This window comes from Rhodococcus sp. NPDC055024, from assembly GCF_053608585.1.
Map to the genome: position 1 here is coordinate 569,561 of NZ_JBSGVT010000001.1, position 17,254 is coordinate 586,814.

The 17,254-nt window shown below is 61.7% G+C and carries 16 protein-coding genes; 11 read left to right on the plus strand and 5 right to left on the minus strand.

The window, feature by feature from the left end; translation table 11 throughout:
* The first annotated feature begins 38 nt into the window (after positions 1-38).
* Positions 39-734 carry a FadR/GntR family transcriptional regulator gene (locus ACWF6P_RS02625; RefSeq protein ID WP_452619856.1) on the plus strand — a complete coding sequence of 232 codons (696 nt, stop codon included), beginning with the start codon at positions 39-41 and terminating at the stop codon, positions 732-734.
* Here the strand turns inward: ACWF6P_RS02625 and ACWF6P_RS02630 are convergent.
* Positions 703-1,662, minus strand: coding sequence for a DUF1648 domain-containing protein (locus ACWF6P_RS02630; RefSeq protein ID WP_452619857.1), 960 nt, complete (start codon positions 1,660-1,662; stop codon positions 703-705). The two genes, ACWF6P_RS02625 and ACWF6P_RS02630, sit on opposite strands and share 32 nt — an antisense overlap.
* Before the next feature lie 5 nt (positions 1,663-1,667).
* Positions 1,668-2,162 carry an SdpI family protein gene (locus ACWF6P_RS02635; protein ID WP_452619858.1) on the minus strand — a complete coding sequence of 165 codons (495 nt, stop codon included), beginning with the start codon at positions 2,160-2,162 and terminating at the stop codon, positions 1,668-1,670.
* Between the two features lie 101 nt (positions 2,163-2,263).
* On the opposite strand from ACWF6P_RS02635, the gene leuS reads away from it, so the two are divergent.
* From leuS to ACWF6P_RS02650, 3 genes are all read left to right on the plus strand, one after another.
* The gene (gene leuS / locus ACWF6P_RS02640) at positions 2,264-5,110 is read left to right on the plus strand and encodes a leucine--tRNA ligase (protein ID WP_452619859.1); all 2,847 of its coding nucleotides are present in this window, start codon (positions 2,264-2,266) and stop codon (positions 5,108-5,110) included.
* Positions 5,111-5,255: 145 nt separating this feature from the next.
* Positions 5,256-6,359 (plus strand): DNA-binding protein, encoded by a 1,104-nt coding sequence (locus ACWF6P_RS02645; protein WP_452619860.1) that lies wholly within the window; start codon positions 5,256-5,258, stop codon positions 6,357-6,359.
* Positions 6,360-7,382: 1,023 nt separating this feature from the next.
* Positions 7,383-8,888: an MFS transporter gene (locus ACWF6P_RS02650; RefSeq protein ID WP_452619861.1), complete on the plus strand. Its 1,506-nt coding sequence runs from the start codon at positions 7,383-7,385 to the stop codon at positions 8,886-8,888.
* Positions 8,889-9,154: 266 nt separating this feature from the next.
* On the opposite strand, the gene ACWF6P_RS02655 is transcribed toward ACWF6P_RS02650, so the two are convergent.
* Positions 9,155-9,976 (minus strand): HAD family hydrolase, encoded by an 822-nt coding sequence (locus ACWF6P_RS02655; protein WP_452619862.1) that lies wholly within the window; start codon positions 9,974-9,976, stop codon positions 9,155-9,157.
* A gap of 262 nt (positions 9,977-10,238) precedes the next feature.
* On the opposite strand from ACWF6P_RS02655, the gene ACWF6P_RS02660 reads away from it, so the two are divergent.
* From ACWF6P_RS02660 to ACWF6P_RS02690, 7 genes are all read left to right on the plus strand, one after another.
* Positions 10,239-10,550 carry a hypothetical protein gene (locus tag ACWF6P_RS02660; protein WP_452619863.1) on the plus strand — a complete coding sequence of 104 codons (312 nt, stop codon included), beginning with the start codon at positions 10,239-10,241 and terminating at the stop codon, positions 10,548-10,550.
* 545 nt (positions 10,551-11,095) lie between these two features.
* On the plus strand, positions 11,096-11,776 hold the full coding sequence (locus ACWF6P_RS02665) for a HEAT repeat domain-containing protein (protein ID WP_452619864.1): 681 nt from the start codon (positions 11,096-11,098) through the stop codon (positions 11,774-11,776).
* Between the two features lie 65 nt (positions 11,777-11,841).
* Complete coding sequence (locus ACWF6P_RS02670) at positions 11,842-12,216, plus strand: nuclear transport factor 2 family protein (protein WP_276117230.1); 375 nt, start codon at positions 11,842-11,844, stop codon at positions 12,214-12,216.
* Between the two features lies 1 nt (position 12,217).
* Entirely contained in the window at positions 12,218-13,174 is a 957-nt protein-coding gene (locus tag ACWF6P_RS02675) for an alpha/beta fold hydrolase (RefSeq protein WP_452619865.1), read from the plus strand.
* Between the two features lie 33 nt (positions 13,175-13,207).
* Entirely contained in the window at positions 13,208-14,164 is a 957-nt protein-coding gene (locus ACWF6P_RS02680) for an SMP-30/gluconolactonase/LRE family protein (RefSeq protein WP_452619866.1), read from the plus strand.
* Positions 14,165-14,245: 81 nt separating this feature from the next.
* A complete protein-coding gene (locus ACWF6P_RS02685) occupies positions 14,246-15,304 on the plus strand; it encodes a Dyp-type peroxidase (protein ID WP_042447536.1) in 1,059 nt (352 codons plus the stop codon).
* The gene (locus tag ACWF6P_RS02690) at positions 15,301-16,095 is read left to right on the plus strand and encodes a family 1 encapsulin nanocompartment shell protein (protein WP_230816233.1); all 795 of its coding nucleotides are present in this window, start codon (positions 15,301-15,303) and stop codon (positions 16,093-16,095) included. The genes ACWF6P_RS02685 and ACWF6P_RS02690 overlap by 4 nt, the downstream gene beginning before the upstream one ends.
* On the opposite strand, the gene ACWF6P_RS02695 is transcribed toward ACWF6P_RS02690, so the two are convergent.
* Together ACWF6P_RS02695 and ACWF6P_RS02700 are read right to left on the minus strand one after the other, a co-directional pair.
* Entirely contained in the window at positions 16,084-16,410 is a 327-nt protein-coding gene (locus tag ACWF6P_RS02695) for a hypothetical protein (protein WP_452619867.1), read from the minus strand. The genes ACWF6P_RS02690 and ACWF6P_RS02695 overlap by 12 nt on opposite strands.
* The gene (locus ACWF6P_RS02700) at positions 16,407-17,231 is read right to left on the minus strand and encodes a DUF692 domain-containing protein (RefSeq protein WP_452619868.1); all 825 of its coding nucleotides are present in this window, start codon (positions 17,229-17,231) and stop codon (positions 16,407-16,409) included. The genes ACWF6P_RS02695 and ACWF6P_RS02700 overlap by 4 nt, the downstream gene beginning before the upstream one ends.
* Positions 17,232-17,254 lie beyond the last annotated feature (23 nt).

Consider the following 17,254-nt stretch of genomic DNA (forward strand, 5'->3'; position numbering starts at 1 on the left):
AGTGGAATGATCGCCGCGAATGCTGTGAGGATGAGTAGATGACCGTTGTTCGCAAGGAGTCCGCGTACGAGCAATCCCTCGACTGGATGCGCGCGCAGATCTCCGACGGCGCCTGGACCGTCGGCAATCGTGTTCCGACGGAGCCGGAGCTGATGAGTGTTCTGGGCGTAGGCCGGAACACCGTGCGAGAAGCGATCAAGACATTGACCTCGACGGGAGTCCTGGAGATCCGTCGAGGATCGGGGACCTTCGTGCGCGCTCGGACCGACATCGGCGGACTGCTCGGCAAACACGCGTCCGTCGACGAGATGAAATACGTCTTCGAAGTGCGTCGTGCGCTCGAGATGGAAGCAGTTCGCTTGGCGTGTGAGCGCCGCAGCGACGACGACGTCCGGATACTTCGTGAGCTGGCCGCCAAGCGTGACGTCCGGGCCGAGAACTTCGTCGACGCCGATCTCGCGTTTCACATTGCCGTCGTCGATGCTGCCCACAATCCTGTGCTGAAAGATCTGTTTGCCGGAATCCTAGAAACCGTCCGCGCCACGTACGAGGTGACCGAAGGGGTGCATCCGCCGTCGCTGACGTCGGCACATCATCAGGGAGTTGCCGAAGCCATTGCCGAACGAGATGTCACCAAAGCCAGGGCGGCGGCGTGCGGGTATCTCGAGAAGACTGAGGAAGCGATCGGTTCAGGCTCGGCGGTTACCGAGTCGGGGCGTCGGCCAATCGGTTGAGGGACCCGGCGATGTCTTCGGCTTTCGGCGTCGTGATCGTGAGTCGGTCGCCACCGGCGAACGTGATGACCACCGCGGGTCCGGTGCGGGTGACGACGCCGTAGTTGCGACGACCCTTGGCCTTGAGTCCCCAGCCGCCGAAGTCCGCGAACGGTTTGATCTCCGCGACGTCGGCTCCGACAACTTCGTCAATGCCGTAGGTCATCGCAGCCATCCCCATGTTGATCACCCGGATCTCCCGGTCGTCGACGATCACCCTGAAGCGAACCAGGCTGACGATGAGCAGGCCGAGTGCCCCGAAGATGAACAGCGGCCAGAGTGACCGTGTCCCCAGTGCCATGACAACTCCGGGCGACAGAGTGATCGCCGTGAGGATCACCGACCCCTTGGCGCTGAATCCGACGTCGTCGGAGATGGGTAGAGCGCCGCTGCTTCGCGGCAACCCAGCCGAGGGTGTGGTCGCGGCAACCGCGTGGACGCGGTAGTCACGCAGGAACGAGGCGCCGATCCACCCCAGCACCCCGCCCACGCCAAAGCCGACACCGATAGACCACAGCGGGAGTGACGTCGTGGACGGATCGGCGACATCGAGTTGGTTGTAGAGCAATGCGAAGTTCACGCTCGTGATGAGCCCGACCACGCTCAGCCCGACGACCAACATGAAGCGGCGCATCATCAACATCGCGGGTGCAAGAGCGGCAATCGCGCTGAGACCGCCACCGAAAAGCAGGATCAGAAGTGCAATCGTCCATGCGTTGGCCGACGGGGTGGAGAAGCCGTCCGGCGAGGTGGTGGTCCAGTGAGTTGCGATCTGTTCCGGGAGGCGAGGCTCCCAAATCTTGGTCAGGACGAAGCCGAAGACCGCACACAGCAGCGGAACCACTAGCCCGAATACGACCCCGGCCGGGTCGATCACGCGATGTTTCACGTGAATCAATGAGCCGGCTGGCAAGCATCCTTGAGCGCGCAGGCACCGCAGGAAGCGGTACCGCAAGCGGCAGCGTTCGCCTTGGCCTCGGGGGTCTCCGCCACCGGCTCGTCTGCGGCAGGCTCGGAGTGGCCGCCGCAGTTGCAGTCGTTACCGCATCCGCTCTGCTGTGGGAGCGCGGCGGCCGCGCGGGTGCCGATGCTTCCACCGAAACCGGCAGTGAGGACGGCGACGACGACGGCGATGATCGCGACGGCAATGCCGAAGACTCCGCCGATGGTCAGTGCTGCGACTCCGCCGATGACCAACATCCCAGCGGCCGCGAGCATGGTCGGACCGGCCACCTTGTTGGCGAGGGCGAACGACTCCTCGCTCCGCAGGGAATCCTCGGTGCGGACACCGGCCCAGCGGTTGCGCGGGAGTTTGCCGATCAGACCGGCGACACCAACTCCACCGACGGCGACAGCGAGCACGAATAGCACCACAGCGACAACGATCACCCATACAGGATAGGCGCGGGTGGAGTTGATGGTATGCCCGGGTCGCGCAGGCTCTACCCTGGTTATCGGTATTTCCGTCAGCCAAGTAGATAGCGACCACAGTGACCGAGTCTCCGCAGTCCCCCGATTCACCAGCCGACGCAACTCCGCAGCACCGCTACACCGCGGAGCTCGCCGGCCAGATCGAGCAGCACTGGCAGGACCGCTGGAGTGAGGACGGCACGTTCAACGCGCCCAATCCGGTCGGTCCGCTCTCCTCGCCCGACGGTGTTCCCGCCGACAAGCTCTTCGTTCAGGACATGTTCCCGTACCCCTCGGGTTCGGGCCTGCACGTCGGTCACCCGCTCGGATACATCGCTACGGACGTCTTCGCGCGCTTCCATCGCATGCAGGGCCGCAATGTCCTGCACACCCTCGGCTACGACGCCTTCGGGCTCCCGGCCGAGCAGTACGCGGTGCAGACGGGTACCCACCCGCGGACCACCACCGAGTCCAACATCGCCAACATGAAGCGCCAGTTGCGACGCCTGGGTCTGGGCCACGACGAGCGTCGTAGCCTCGCGACGACGGATGTCGACTTCTACCACTGGACGCAGTGGATCTTCCTGCAGATCCATGGCGCCTGGTACGACAAGGAAGCCGGCAAGGCGCGTCGTATCTCCGAATTGGAAGCCGAGTTCGATTCCGGTGAGCGCGCTCTGGAAGACGGACGCGAGTGGGCTTCGTTGGACGTGGCCGCGAAGGCCAAGGTTCTGGACTCGTACCGCCTTGTCTACCAGTCGGATTCGATGGTCAACTGGTGCCCCGGTTTGGGTACGGTGCTGGCCAACGAGGAGGTCACCGCCGACGGTCGTAGTGACCGCGGAAACTTCCCTGTCTTCCGTAAGCACCTCCAGCAGTGGATGATGCGCATCACCGCGTACTCCGACCGCCTGGTCGACGACCTCGAGTACCTGGATTGGCCGGACAAGGTCAAGGCCATGCAGCGCAACTGGATCGGACGCTCCTACGGTGCCGAAGTTACCTTTGCCGCAGGCGAGTACGGCGTCGATGTGTTCACTACCCGTCCGGACACGCTGTTCGGCGCCACCTATGTGACGCTGGCTCCTGAGCACGACTTGGTGGACAAGCTCGTCGCGGACGAGTGGCCCGAAGGTGTCGACGCGCGCTGGACTGGCGGTGCCACAACTCCGGCGGAAGCTGTTGCTGCATACCGTAAGTCGATTGCCGCCAAGACCGACCTGGAGCGCCAGGAAAACAAGGAGAAGACGGGCGTCTTCCTCGGTTCCTACGCGGTCAATCCGGTTAACGGACACAAGGTTCCGATTTTCATCGCCGATTACGTTCTGACGGGCTACGGAACCGGCGCGATCATGGCAGTTCCGGGACACGATCACCGTGACTGGGAGTTCGCGAACGCGTTCGGTCTGGACATTCTCGAAGTTATTGCCGGTGGCGATGTTTCGGAGGCTGCGTACTCCGGTGACGGCCCGCTGGTGAACTCCGACTACCTCGACGGTCTGGACGTGGCCGAGGCCAAGGCGACCGTCATCAGCCGCCTCGAGGAGAGCGGGCAGGGCAAGGGCACCATCCAGTACAAGCTGCGCGACTGGCTCTTCGCGCGTCAGCGTTACTGGGGCGAGCCTTTCCCGATCGTCTACGACGCGGACGGCAACGCACACGCTCTGCCGGATTCGGCTCTGCCCGTGGTGCTTCCGGAGGTCGAGGACTACGCGCCGGTGTCCTTCGATCCGGACGATGCCAACTCCGAGCCCTCTCCCCCGCTGAACAAGGCGACCGACTGGGTCAACGTCGAGCTCGATCTCGGCGATGGTCTGCAGACGTACCACCGCGACACCAACGTCATGCCGCAGTGGGCTGGCAGTTCGTGGTACCAGCTGCGCTACATCGACCCCACCAACCAGGACGCCTTCTGCGACCCGCAGAACGAGGCGTACTGGACGGGCCCGCGTCCGGAACTGCACGGCCCCAACGATCCCGGTGGAGTCGACCTCTACGTCGGCGGCGTCGAGCATGCGGTGCTGCACCTGCTGTACTCGCGCTTCTGGCACAAGGTTCTGTTCGACCTGGGCTACGTGTCCTCGAGCGAGCCGTACCGCCGCCTGTACAACCAGGGCTACATCCAGGCATTCGCGTACACCGATGCCCGTGGCGTCTACGTGCCCGCAGAAGAGGTCGTCGAGCGTGACGGCAAGTTCTTCTACGAGGGCGCCGAGGTCAACCGCGAGTACGGCAAGATGGGCAAGAGCCTGAAGAATGCCGTTGCGCCGGACGAGATCTGCGCCGAGTTCGGTGCGGATACCCTGCGTGTGTACGAGATGTCGATGGGTCCGCTGGACACCTCGCGTCCGTGGGCGACCAAGGACGTCGTCGGTGCTGCGCGATTCCTGCAGCGCGTGTGGCGCGTCGTCATCGACGAGGAGACCGGCAAGCCCCGTGTCACCGACGAAGCACCCGGTGAAGAGACTCTGCGTGCGCTCAACAAGGCGATTTCCGGTGTCATCGAGGATTACACGGCCCTGCGCGACAACACGGCGGCCGCGAAGCTGATCGAGTACAACAACCACCTCACCAAGGCGTTCCCGGGCGGTGCGCCGCGTGCTGCTGTCGAACCGTTGGTGCTGATGCTCGCTCCCCTGGCGCCGCACCTCGCGGAAGAGCTGTGGTCGCGTCTGGGTCACACGGAATCCCTTGCGCACGGACCCTTCCCGGCAGTCGAGGAGAAGTGGCTCGTAGAAGACACCGTCGAGTACCCGATCCAGGTCAACGGCAAGGTTCGTAGCCGCATCAGCGTCCCGGCGGATGCCGATCGCAAGGCTGTCGAGGAGATCGCGCTGGCCGACGAGAAGATCGTCGCTCTGCTCGAGGGCAACGCACCGCGCAAGGTGATCGTTGTGCCGGGCAAGATGGTGAACATAGTTCTGTAGGGCCTTCGGCCCCTGTGCGCCGTTTTGGTAGTTACCGCTACCGAAACGGCGCACAGGTGTATCTGGGGGACGATCCCCGATTGATTGCGAGATATATTGTCCAGCAGAGAAGTTACATTCAGTCGGTAACAGAAATGGATCAAGTGTGCTCAATGCTGCGAGGGTCTTTCGCATCGATGGCCAGAACGCCCTCCCATTCGGCCAGTCCACGCTCAAGCGACACAATCTGGTGGAGTCTGACTTGGAGCGTTGGGTAGTCGCCAACCCCGACGTTCTCGGTACAGGCGTGCAGATAGTGGCGACTCAATATGACAAGTGGGCATTACCGTCGGGCGATCGCGAAAAGTCCCGCCTCGATGTGTTGGCCCTTGACCCATCTGGCCAACTGATCGTCGTAGAGTTAAAGCGCGGCTCCGACAGCAAGATACATCTGCAGGCACTGACGTACGCCGCAATGGTTGCATCATTCACCATGGACACGCTGGCCGAAGCGCATGCGGACTGGTGCAATCAGCAGAAACTCGACGATATGCCGACGATTACCAGCGCTGAAGCTCTGAACAGGTTGCGTTCGGTGGTGGCTGGAGAAGGAGAATGGACTCCTGATCTCCTCACGCGCCCCAAAATCGTACTCATCGCCGAGAGTTTCCACCCGCAGGTTTACACGACCGTCAAGTGGCTTACAGAACTTGCCCCGACAGCACTCGACATCGAAATCCACACGGCAACGCTCTTTGTGATCGACGATTCGGAACCCGAAGTGCCACAGCAGTTGTGCTTGACATTTCACTGCGAGTTCCCAGCTGAGGGAATTGAGACCAGAATCCTTACGGCGGGGATCCCGCACGAAGCCGTGGACCAGGTAACGATGGAAATCGTTGAACGTAGACGCAACAAGAAATCTGTCCACATCATTCAGCAATACGGGCTCATCGAACCTGGCGAACTTCTCACTCTTGAGTTAGGCACAGCAGTCAATTCTGCCGTTCGTGCGGATGTCGAACGATGGATTTCGGAAGACAAGAACCGTGGGCGTGCCGAATGGGTTGGCGGTACAACCAAAGTGCTGCGTTGGTGCGCAGAACCGGACGGTACATCGTGGTCTCTTACGGGCCTTGGAAAGCACATCATCGAACGGGCAACGCAATCGAAGCCGCACGTCCTGTCGGGGCCGGGTGTGTGGCTGCGAGGCGGCCGGACTCTTTACGACATTGCAAGCAACTTCCAGGAAACGGATGAGGACAGCTGAGTTCAAGAATGTGATCGGCGCGGTTTGCGTGGAGCATCCTGTATGTAGAGCTTATATCTCGGGTCGCGTGCAGGGGTTCGACAGCATTGGTGGGGGCGTGGATATCTGAGGTCTGTACCAATGCTGTTCGGTCACGTGCGCAGAATCCATGTTCATTCTTTTGCAAATCAATCTGATCGGTATCCCGGCTTCCGGCGACCTCCCTGTATTGAATACCGAATCGCAATGATCGATGTCACCGGAACGATCTCGATGCCTACGCGTTGTGTGGCTGCGATATTCGAGGTGCTGATTGCGCTGGCAGGATGCGCGAAGGAAGCTGACGTAGAAGGTGAATCCGTGGTTCGGGGCGCATCAGTAAACAGAAATTTGACCGAATCTCTTGCGTGTCAATCTGTTATCCGAGATTCGACCGATACTTTGGCTCAGGCTCCGAGCGATGCCGCGTTGTCCCGTCAGCATCCGCAAGCTCCCAGCGGATTGTTTGGCAATGGGACTGTTCTGCCTTGCGTCGACGACGACACAGTCGGGAACCGGTCGCTTGACGTCATCGTCAAGTAATGGGGGGTCGATATTCCCCCGGGAAAGTCCGCTGAATACTTCGACACCTTCGTCCAGGTGTGGATGGGCTTCGGATGGAAGGTGTTGGTGGCCGAAGGCGGGCTCAAATCGTCGACTGCGCGCGGATCCGACGGCTATGCGTTCGATCTCTCTGCGAATACCAATGGAGACCTGATTGTCAGTGCGTCGTCTCCCTACGTTCAAGTTCGAACCGAAAATCGTTGCCGTTGCTCATAATCCATGGGCGGCTTCGGATTTGTGACGCCAATCAGTCGTTGTCCTGAATGTCCCGCTCCGCGGAACATTCCGTAGCGCGCGTTCGAAACGAGGGCTGTGATGCAGGTAACACGCTACCGAGATCGGTAGCTGTCGTTCCATTGCACTTCCCGGCAAGGCCCCCGTCGACGGTATTCGGCAGGGGGTCAATCGAATTCGTAGGTGTCCCGAAAGGATCTTCCAGCCATGGCGTCTCATGTCCACAGCGACGGTTCGTCTCCCAGTCTGCCCGAATCGACGTCGGTACCGGAGCGGTGGACTCCGCGACTGGTGTTCTCGCTGGCGTCGATCGTTCTTCTTCTCGAAATGCTCGCGGTGAGCTACATGATGATTTCCACTGCGCTGCCAGCCATCTCGGTGCACTATCAAACGACGCAGGGAGCCTGGTTGCTCACCTCGTTCCTGCTGCTGGGCGCGGTCGCGTCTCCTCTGCTCGGCAAGCTCGCCGACATGTACGGCAAACGAAAAGTCCTGCTCTTTGCTGTCGCCGGCGCAGCGGTCGGATCCTTCATTTCGGCGATAGCGCCGAGCTACGCGATCCTGATTCTGGGCCGGTCGCTGACGGGTCTGCTCGTTCCCTGCCTGTTCCTGAGTTACTCCCTCATTCGAGATGTTTTTCCGCCGAAAACTGTTGCCTTGGCCGTCAGTATCGCGACTTCCGGTATGGGTCTGATTGCGATCCCGGCGCCGTTCCTCACCGGTTGGCTGATCGACAATCACGGTTTCCGGAGCATCTTCTGGTTCTTCGTCATCGGGCTGGTTCTCCTCGGCGGCATGATCTTCGCTTCCACGGCGGAATCAGCTGTGCGACTGCGCTCTTCGCTGGACCTGGTCGGTGCGGTGCTGCTCGGATCGGGCATCGCCGGAATTCTGATCGGCGTAAGCTTCGGACCGACGTGGGGCTGGAAGAACGGCTCGACACTGGCCTACCTGATCGGCGGCGTCGCACTGTTAGTGGCTTGGGTTGCCTCTGCCCGAGCCATCCGCGAGCCCTTGATCGACCTGCGCTACTTCGGCAAGCGTTCGGTGATGCTCACCGCCGTCGGTGCCGGTTTCTGCTACGGCGCGTCGGGAGTCTTCACGATTTTGCTGCCGATGATGGTGATGACCCCAGCAGTTCTCGGCCTGGGATACGGATTCGGCGTCACGGCGGAGGGATTCGCGATCTTCCAGGCGCCGCTTGGCGGCATGGTGGTGGTCGGTGGTTTGATCGTGGGCTTCCTCGTGGGGCGCAACATCCGGCCCCGTCTGCTGATGATCACCGGAATGATCCTCATGGCAGTCGGATTCACCTTGACAGCCACCATTCACGACAACAAGCCGCTGCTCATCATCTTTGCCGGAATCTTCGGTGTCGGTATGGGTATGGGCTACGCCTCCATCCCGAACCTGCTCATCGAAGCAGTGCCGCCGCAGTTGCAGGCAACCACGGCGAGCATGGTTGCGGTCTTCCAGAGCATCTTCCCCGCAGTGCTTCCCGTCATCGCCTTCACGGTCTTGAATTCGCACATCGCGATGGCGATGGAGGGCGCTGTGTTCTACACCGACGAGGGCATGCGCATCGCGTTCCTGATTGGCGCTGCTGCAGCAGTTCTCGGCGCGATCGCGGCCGTGTTCCTGCCGCGAAACATCGTCCAGATCGGCGCAGAAGACGGCGCGGCGCAGGAGACGTCCCTCCTACCTGCTCACTGATCGGAGGGCTGCGCGTGTAAATCCGCGATGACAGGATTGGGCGTACCGACGAAAAGACTCCATGACGTTCGCGGATCTGGACGGCGATGAACTGTGGAGTTACCTGAAGGAGCGTTCAGGACTGCCCGGCCCGCGCGCGAACCTTGGGCTTATGCTCGAGTTCGCGCGCGGTTCCTGTCGTGGAAAGTGTCGCCGACGTGCCTGTTTGTCCGCAGATTATGGTCCGCAGCCCGTTCAGCGGTTCGGAATCTGAGTCGTTTATTCGACTATCGAAACCATCCCGACAATGCGGTGGCAAGGCCATCTTCTGTGCCCGGGGGGCAAATCTGGTCTGCTGCGGCAAGCACGGAAGCGGGTGCGTGCCCCATTGCCACGCCATGAGCTGCCCAGTCCAGCATTTCCAAATCGTTGATGCCGTCGCCGACGGCCAGGGTCTCCGTCGCGGCTACGCCAAGCTCGATACGCAGCCGTTCCAACATCGCAGCCTTACTTACCCCGGCGGCTGTCAAATCTGCTAATGGTTCGGCTTCGTAGCAGAGACTTCGAATGCCTGGAAGGTCGACACCGTTCAAAATTTCGGTCAGCGCCTGCCCACTGTGTCCAGGCCAATGGACGGCCAGCCGGGTGGTCGACATGGTCGCGAGTTCGTCGATACCGACCAGCTCGACCTCACCGTGATGCATATCCGCGTCGTCTACGAATCCTGTCGCTCTGACCCCGACGCCCGGGTTCTCCGACACGAAGATCGCACCAGGCAGTTGTTCGCGCAGTACAGCGATCGGATCACGCAAATCGAATAAGGCTTGCTCGACAACTTTTCCAGTGGTGGCATCGATCAGTACCGCTCCGTTGGAACAGATCGCGAAACCCGCAATGATGTTGAGTTCGCGCAGGAAAGGCCGTGTCGCCGGGGCAAGTCTGCCAGTGCACAGCACCACATGGGCGCCGGATAGGACAACGGCTCGCACGGCGGCCCGCACAGCGACACTGATGGTTTCGTGCGCCAGCGGATTCGTGTCCTCCGCGCAGTGCAGGGTGCCGTCAATGTCGAGGGCCACCATCGTCGGGTGACCCAACTCGAAAACCAAGGATCATCCTTCGATAGATTCACCGCCTGCCCGTTTGTAGGTCGGTTCAAAGTGCAACCTACTCGAACCGGTGCTACTACCTCAAGCAATAGGATCCCGATCAGAGTACCGGTGGGAAGGTCAATGGGATTTGTGATTTTCATCGATCCGGATGCCGAGGCGTGCGGTGCGCAGGTCGCCCAGAGTGTGTGCGATTCGATTTCGCAGTTCACGGTTCTCTTGTGTTAGATCACGAATCTTCTGGTGTGCGAGTTCTAGTCGTGTGAGCAAGGATTCGTCGCTCGCGGACCGCGATACCTTTGCGCGCTGGGCGAACTCGACTGTGCTGGCCGCACGTTCTGACTGTTCTAGTTCAGCCAGGGTCTGCATTGCTCGCTGCATGGCTGCACCTGATCTCGCGACCTCGATCGTGGTGGAAATCAATGGCAAGAACAAAACGCTGAACTTCCACTCCCATTCCGATCCGGTCTATCTCGGAACTGCCACAACCCATGACGATGGCATCGCCGCACTCAATGTCGTTCTGCCGGAGCGCCTGCCCGCCGGGGCACCACATAGTGGTGTCACCGGCTGACGGCGTCGGCCCGAACTACAGTGTTCCCGTCACGCTGAGTCGAACGGCCCCGGGCACAGCAGAACAAATGATCACCATCACAGAACGAGACTTCGACGAAAATCGATTCACACCAACAGGTCCCACAATTGCACCCACCGCACCACCGACCATGAAACCACCAACTACCGGAGCGTCCGGGTCGTCGGTAGCGCCGGATTCGGCTCATAAGCCGAAATCTCGACAGCTCGGTTCGGCTCCCGACCACTGCCCTTTGCCGTGCGAACTTGCTCCCACAGCATGCGCTGCCGGTCGGTGTTTCCACGACATAACCGTCGGATGCGAGAGCGCCCATCCCGCGGGCTCCGATCAATTCGGTCTTCTGGGTCCAGAGGTCGTCGATGCTGATGACCCCGTCCTGCAAAGCTCGTGCGACGAGTGCCGCTTTCGTTGACGCCGGCCCGGGCGCGGCGCACGATACGTCCCTCCTACCTGCTCACTGATCGGAAAGGCTGCGCGTGTAAATCCGCGATGACAGGATTGGGCGTACCGACGAAAGGACTCCCATGACATTCGCGGACCTGGACGGCGATGAACTGTGGAGTTACCTGACGGAGCGTTCAGGACTGCCCGGCCCGCGCGCGAACCTCGCGCTCATGCTCGAGTTCGCGCGCGGCGCCGATGACGACGACATCGTGCAGGCGGCGGAGTCCGAGGACGAATACATCCGCTGCTGTGGGATCGTCGGGCTCGGATTCATCTTCGTTCGTGCGCACGAGAGATCCGTTCTCCGCAGCTTGACGGAGGCGACCACCAGTCCGTCGTGGCGAGCACGTGAAGCTGCCGCGATGGCTGTTCAAGAGGTAGGTGACACGGATCCGCAATTATTGCGGGCGATCGTCGAGCAATGGGCACGCTCCACCCATCCATTGACGCTGCGCGCGGCCGCTGCCGGGATCTGCGAGCCGAGGTTGCTCAAGGACAAGGCCAACGCTGCGCTGGCCGTTCAGGTGTGCCGAGACGCTACCGAGTGGATCGTCTCGCAACCAGCTGATGCCCGTCGTGACGCCGACACACGGACTCTCCGGCAGGCGCTCGGGTACTGCTGGAGCGTCGCGGTCGCAGCGGATCCGAAGAATGCACTGCCGGCGTTCGTCTCCCTGGAGGCATCGGACGACGCAGATGTCGTCTGGATCGTGCGGGAGAACCGGAAGAAGGCCCGGCTGCGCAAGGTGCTCGAAACCTGACCCGTGGATCAGGGACGTAGGTTATCCTCAGAATTAGAACCTGTTCTAACTACGAGGGGTAGACCATGGCACCGTCCGCAGAGGTAATCCGCAAGACCGTCGACGCCTACATCGAGACAGTTGCCACGGGCACTGCCGCCCAGGTTGTGGCCCTGTATGCCGAGGGTGCAACGGTCGAAGATCCGGTGGGCACCGACGTGCGCACCACCCGCGAGTCCATTCTCGAGTTCTACTCCGTGATCGAGAACTTCGACCAGGAAGCTCACCTTCAGACCCTCCGCATTGCCGGAAACGAAGCGGCATTCCACTTCTCGCTGATCACCAAGCTCGGCGAGCAGACCCTGACCATCGCACCCATCGACGTCATGACCTTCGACGACGACGGCAAGATCCTGTCGATGCGCGCATTCTGGAACCAGGAAGACATGATCACCTCCTGACATGACGGTGAAGATGATCGATGTCGACGGATTCCGTTGGCAGATTGACGATTCCGGTTCCGGGACAGCTGTGGTCATGTGCCACGGCTTTCCTGGCCTCGGATACAGCTATCGCCATCAGTCGACAGCGTTGGCGGAAGCGGGTTTTCGGGCGATTGCACTCGACATGCCGGGTTACGGCGGCACTACCCGCCCCGACGCGATCGAGGACTACACCAACGACGCCGTCGCGAACCGGCTGATCGACCTACTCGACGCTCTCGGAATCGACAAGGCGGTGTTCGTCGGTCACGATTTCGGCGCTCCGGTCGCGTGGACTACCGCTCTGCGACACCCGGATCGTGTTGCGGGACTGGTCTCGTTGGCAGTCCCGTATGCGCCGGACAGGTTCCCGGCCAAGCCCTCGACGATCTACGCCGCATTGGCGCGTAAGCACTTTCTGCACATTCACTATTTCCAGGAACCGGGTATCGCGGAGCGCGAACTCGACGCCCGTCCACGTGAATTCCTTCAGCGGCTCTTTCACGCTTTGTCCGGGGCTTACCGGTACCTCGACGTCTGGAAGAACCCGTCCGAAGGCAACGGTTACCTCGACGTACTTCCCGCGGCGCCTGCGCTGCCCTGGTCGTGGCTCGCCGAGGATGACCTGGACTTTTATGTAAAGACCTTTACTGCAACAGGTTTCACCGGAGGGTTGAACTGGTACCGAGCGTACGACGCCAATTGGGAACGCAGTGCGGATCTGGACGGCGCGCACATCAAGGTCCCGACGCTCTTCGTCGCGGGCGCCGAAGACCCGGTCATCGCGATGAGTGGCCCCAAGGCACTGGACCGGATGAAGGACACCGTCCCCGACCTGCGGGGTGTACATCTCCTCGGCGGTGCGGGGCACTTCGTACAACAAGAACGGGCTGGCGAGGTCAATGAACTTTTGATCTCTTTCCTTCGGTCGCTCTAGGCGAAATCGGGCAGAGGGTCTAGCGTTGCGCAGATGCGCACCCAGATCTTCGATCGCGGTATTCGTGTTGGTATCACCGGTGCTCTTGTTGCCGGTTCGCTTCTGGCTCTGGGCGTGTCCGGTGCCGCGGCCGCTCCACTCTGTCCGGGATCGTCGCCCGCGATACTCAGCGCTCAGATTCCGGGCGCGGCTCTCGAGGGTGTCACGGTGGACGGACAGGGCCGCCTGTACACGACGGACCTGGTGAGCGGGCACATCTTCCGCGTCGATGCGCCTGGTCAGGCTGCAGTTCCGATCGCGACGGTTCCCGGCGGTGCGGGGGCGCTCGCGTGGAGCCCAGACGGTTCACTGCTGGTGGGTACCGGAGCAAACGCAAGTGTTCTGATCGGCGATCTGACGCGGGCTGCGTCGGTCGCGCGGGTCGACGTGAACTCGGGCGCCGTGACGCCGATAGCCGGTGGTCTGAGTGCTGCAAACGGCCTCGCCGTGGCGCACGACGGAACGATCTACGCCACCAACGATTTCGGTTCGCTGATCGGAAAGGTCAGCCCAGGCGGTGCCGTCGATCCGGCGTGGGCAACCTTCCCGAGCGCAAACGGCGCTGCCCTGAGTGCCGACAATCGCTGGCTCTACGTCTCGCGCACGTTCGCAAACCCGGGTGTCAGCCGCATCTCCGTCGACAATCCAGGATATTCGGAGTCGTTGGTCGATCTCGGCGGTTTCGAAACCTTCTCTGCCCCAGATGGTTTGACCTTGGATTCGCGAGATCGCGCCATTGTCCCCACCGACATCATTGGTGAGGTGTGGCGTATCGACGGCCCCGGCCAGTACTGCTCGCTCACCAGCGGACTGCAGGCGTCGAGCGTGTTGACCTACGGGCGCGGCAATTCCGGTTTCGCGGCCGGGCATCTCTACCGCGCCGGGTTCGACGGAAAGATCTTCGAGATTCCTGCGGGCTTCGACGCGGGTGCCCAGGCCGCAACACCGTAACGCGACACCCTCACCCGACACCCTGTCTCTACTTACCCACTACTGATGCCGGGACTGCCGGAATCGTCCATACTGGTCTGCATGGCGGAAACGAGTGAGATCGACGAGGCCGAAGTGGCCCTTCCCGCGATACCGCAGCCGTTGCTGACCCCGCTCACGGAAGCTGCGATCTTCCTGGTTTTCACCATCGACGAGGGTGGTGAGCAGGCAGTTCACGACGTTCTGGCGGATATTTCCGGGCTGCAGCGCTCAATCGGATTCCGGGTTCCTGCAGGTGGCTTGGCCGCCGTCGTGGGCATCGGTTCGGATGCGTGGGACCGGCTTTTCGACGGCCCACGGCCCGCGGAATTGCATCCCTTTGTCGAGTTGACCGGTGACAAACACCACGCCCCGCGCACGCCGGGCGATCTGTTGTTCCACATCCGGGCCCGTCAGATGGACCTGTGTTTCGAGTTCGCCACGGTCGTGACCAACAGGTTGGCCGGGGCCGCTTCGGTGATCGACGAGGTCCACGGGTTCAAGTACTTCGAGCAACGCGATCTCATGGGTTTTGTCGACGGCACCGAGAACCCGTCCGGGCAGGCCGCATACGTCGCGGTCACTGTCGGCGACGAGGATCCGGACTTCGCGGGCAGCAGTTACGTCATCGTCCAGAAGTACCTCCACGACATGTCGGAGTGGAATTCCCTGCCCGTCGAGGAGCAGGAGAACGTCATCGGACGCTCCAAGCTCGAAGATCTCGAAATGGACGACGACACCAAGCCGGCCAACTCCCACACCGCTCTCACCGTCATCGAAGACGAATCTGGTGAGCAGATCCAGATCCTGCGCGACAACATGCCGTTCGGCCACGTCGGCTCCGCTGAGATGGGTACCTACTTCATCGGTTACTCGGCGTCGCCGACGGTCACCGAGCAGATGCTCACCAACATGTTCATCGGGAATCCCGTCGGCAACTACGACCGCATTCTCGATTTCTCCACCGCCGTCACCGGAATCAACTTCTTCGTTCCGACGGCGGACTTTCTCGACGATCCCCCGGACTTGCCGACCAGGCTCGTTCCCGAAGCGACGTTCACAGCGCCCATCTCTGACGGTTCTCTCGGAATCGGCAGCCTCAAAAGGAGTGCCCAGCAATGACAAACCTGCACCGTGACCTAGCACCCATTTCGGCAGCAGCCTGGGCCGAGATCGAGGAAGAGGCCAGCCGTACCTTCAAGCGTCACGTCGCCGGTCGTCGTGTCGTGGACGTGGAGGGGCCGTCGGGTGACGATCTCGCGGCCATCCCGCTCGGGCATCAGGTGCCGATCAATCCCCTGGCCGACGGTGTCATCGCACATGCTCGTCAGTCACAGCCGATCATCGAACTGCGGGTTCCGTTCACCATCAGCCGACAGGCCATCGACGACGTCGAGCGCGGCGCCAAGGACTCCGACTGGCAGCCCGTCAAGGACGCAGCCAAGCAGATCGCTTTCGCCGAGGACCGCGCCATCTTCGAGGGATACCCCGCAGCCAGCATCACCGGCGTGCGGGCCAGCGGTTCCAACCCGGAACTCAAGCTCCCCATCGACGCCAAGGACTACCCGGAGGCCATCAGCCAGGCGATCACGTCGCTGCGCTTGGCCGGTGTCAACGGACCGTACTCACTGCTCCTGAATGCCGACGCGTTCACCGCGATCAACGAGACCTCCGATCACGGCTACCCCATCCGCGAGCACCTGCGACGCGTCCTCGACGGCGAGATCATCTGGGCCCCGGCCATTGACGGCGCTTTCCTGCTCTCGACGCGTGGCGGTGACTACGAACTGCATCTGGGTCAGGACCTGTCCATCGGCTATCTCTCGCACGATGCGAATTCCGTCGAGCTGTACTTCCAGGAATCGATGACGTTCCTCATGTACACAAGCGAAGCTGTTGTCTCACTTGCGTAAGCGCCTTCGAAATCTCTGATACCAGGGCGGGCTAGGCAGTTCGCCGATGTCCTGGAGATGGGCGATAAATGCTTGGGCGTCCGCATGCGAAGACGTCTTCGGTCGCCCGTCCGCCCACGCTGTGAACAACTGAAGATAACGATCGCCGAGAGTGTGGCGCACCACCGGAAGGTGGTGCGCCACTTCTCCTGCGCGCTTTCGGAGCAGTGCCGTCGAGACAACGGCAGCATCGTCTTTGTCGAAACCTTCGGGTAGTTCGCCGCCCGCCACCAGAGCCCGAATCAGCGCCTCTTGACGCTCACCGAGCGTGCTCATGTGCGTGACCAATCGGCGCCCGCCGTGATGCGATCCAGACCAGCTGCGTCGGCGATGGCATCGAGCTCGTCGAGTAATTCCAGTGCCGGCGGATAGTTGCCGTCTCGCTCGAGCATGATCGCGGGATGGTGACCGGCGGCGGTGAACTGCGCAAGGAGTTCCAGCACGGCTTCAGGCACCGGATCGGTGTGCGTGTCGTGGTATCTGCCGTCGCTGAGACTGCCACCGGCGATGTGGCAGTATGCAATTCGTTCGAGTGGCAGCCGGCTCAGCTCGGCCCACGGATCACGCCCGCGATTGAGAGCATTGGCGTAGACGTTCGCGATGTCGAGAACCAGCAGGGCTCCGGTGCGCTCGACGATCTCCGCGAGAAACTCCCCTTCGGTCAACTCGTCGTCCGGCCAGTCGAAAAGAGCGGCAACGTTTTCGACGGCAAACGGCACCGGTAGACCGTCCTGAGTCCGGGTGATGTTGCGTACCAAGGCGTCGACGGCTTCGTAGGTGCGCGGCAGTGGGAGCAGGTGCCCGGCCTCGATGCCGCCCGCCCGCACGAATGCGATGTGCTCGCTCGCCAAGGGGGCGTCCAGTAGCTGGGCTGTATGCGCGAGGTGATCGACCCGAGCCTGATCTACCGCCTCGGCCCCACCGAGTGAGAGCGAGATGCCGTGCGGGATCACCGGAACTCCCAGCGAGCCGAGGTGCTGAGGTATCTCGTTCCCGATGGATTCGGCAATGACTTCGCAGAACGCCAGGCCGTCTAGTTGAGCGATGATTCCGGAGACCTCGGGGCGCCAACCGATTCCCAGGCCGTGCAGGGTCATTCGAGTCACCTCCCGTGTGCAAC

Excerpts from the sequence above, each read along its gene's own strand:
- ACWF6P_RS02625 (WP_452619856.1), top strand. The coding sequence starts at position 39 with ATGACCGTTGTTCGCAAGGAGTCCGCGTACGAGCAATCCCTCGACTGG.
- ACWF6P_RS02650 (WP_452619861.1), top strand. The coding sequence starts at position 7,383 with ATGGCGTCTCATGTCCACAGCGACGGTTCGTCTCCCAGTCTGCCCGAA.
- ACWF6P_RS02665 (WP_452619864.1), top strand. The coding sequence starts at position 11,096 with ATGACATTCGCGGACCTGGACGGCGATGAACTGTGGAGTTACCTGACG.
- ACWF6P_RS02670 (WP_276117230.1), top strand. The coding sequence starts at position 11,842 with ATGGCACCGTCCGCAGAGGTAATCCGCAAGACCGTCGACGCCTACATC.
- ACWF6P_RS02675 (WP_452619865.1), top strand. The coding sequence starts at position 12,218 with ATGACGGTGAAGATGATCGATGTCGACGGATTCCGTTGGCAGATTGAC.
- ACWF6P_RS02680 (WP_452619866.1), top strand. The coding sequence starts at position 13,208 with ATGCGCACCCAGATCTTCGATCGCGGTATTCGTGTTGGTATCACCGGT.
- ACWF6P_RS02685 (WP_042447536.1), top strand. The coding sequence starts at position 14,246 with ATGGCGGAAACGAGTGAGATCGACGAGGCCGAAGTGGCCCTTCCCGCG.
- ACWF6P_RS02690 (WP_230816233.1), top strand. The coding sequence starts at position 15,301 with ATGACAAACCTGCACCGTGACCTAGCACCCATTTCGGCAGCAGCCTGG.
- ACWF6P_RS02695 (WP_452619867.1), bottom strand. The coding sequence starts at position 16,410 with ATGAGCACGCTCGGTGAGCGTCAAGAGGCGCTGATTCGGGCTCTGGTG.
- ACWF6P_RS02700 (WP_452619868.1), bottom strand. The coding sequence starts at position 17,231 with ATGACCCTGCACGGCCTGGGAATCGGTTGGCGCCCCGAGGTCTCCGGA.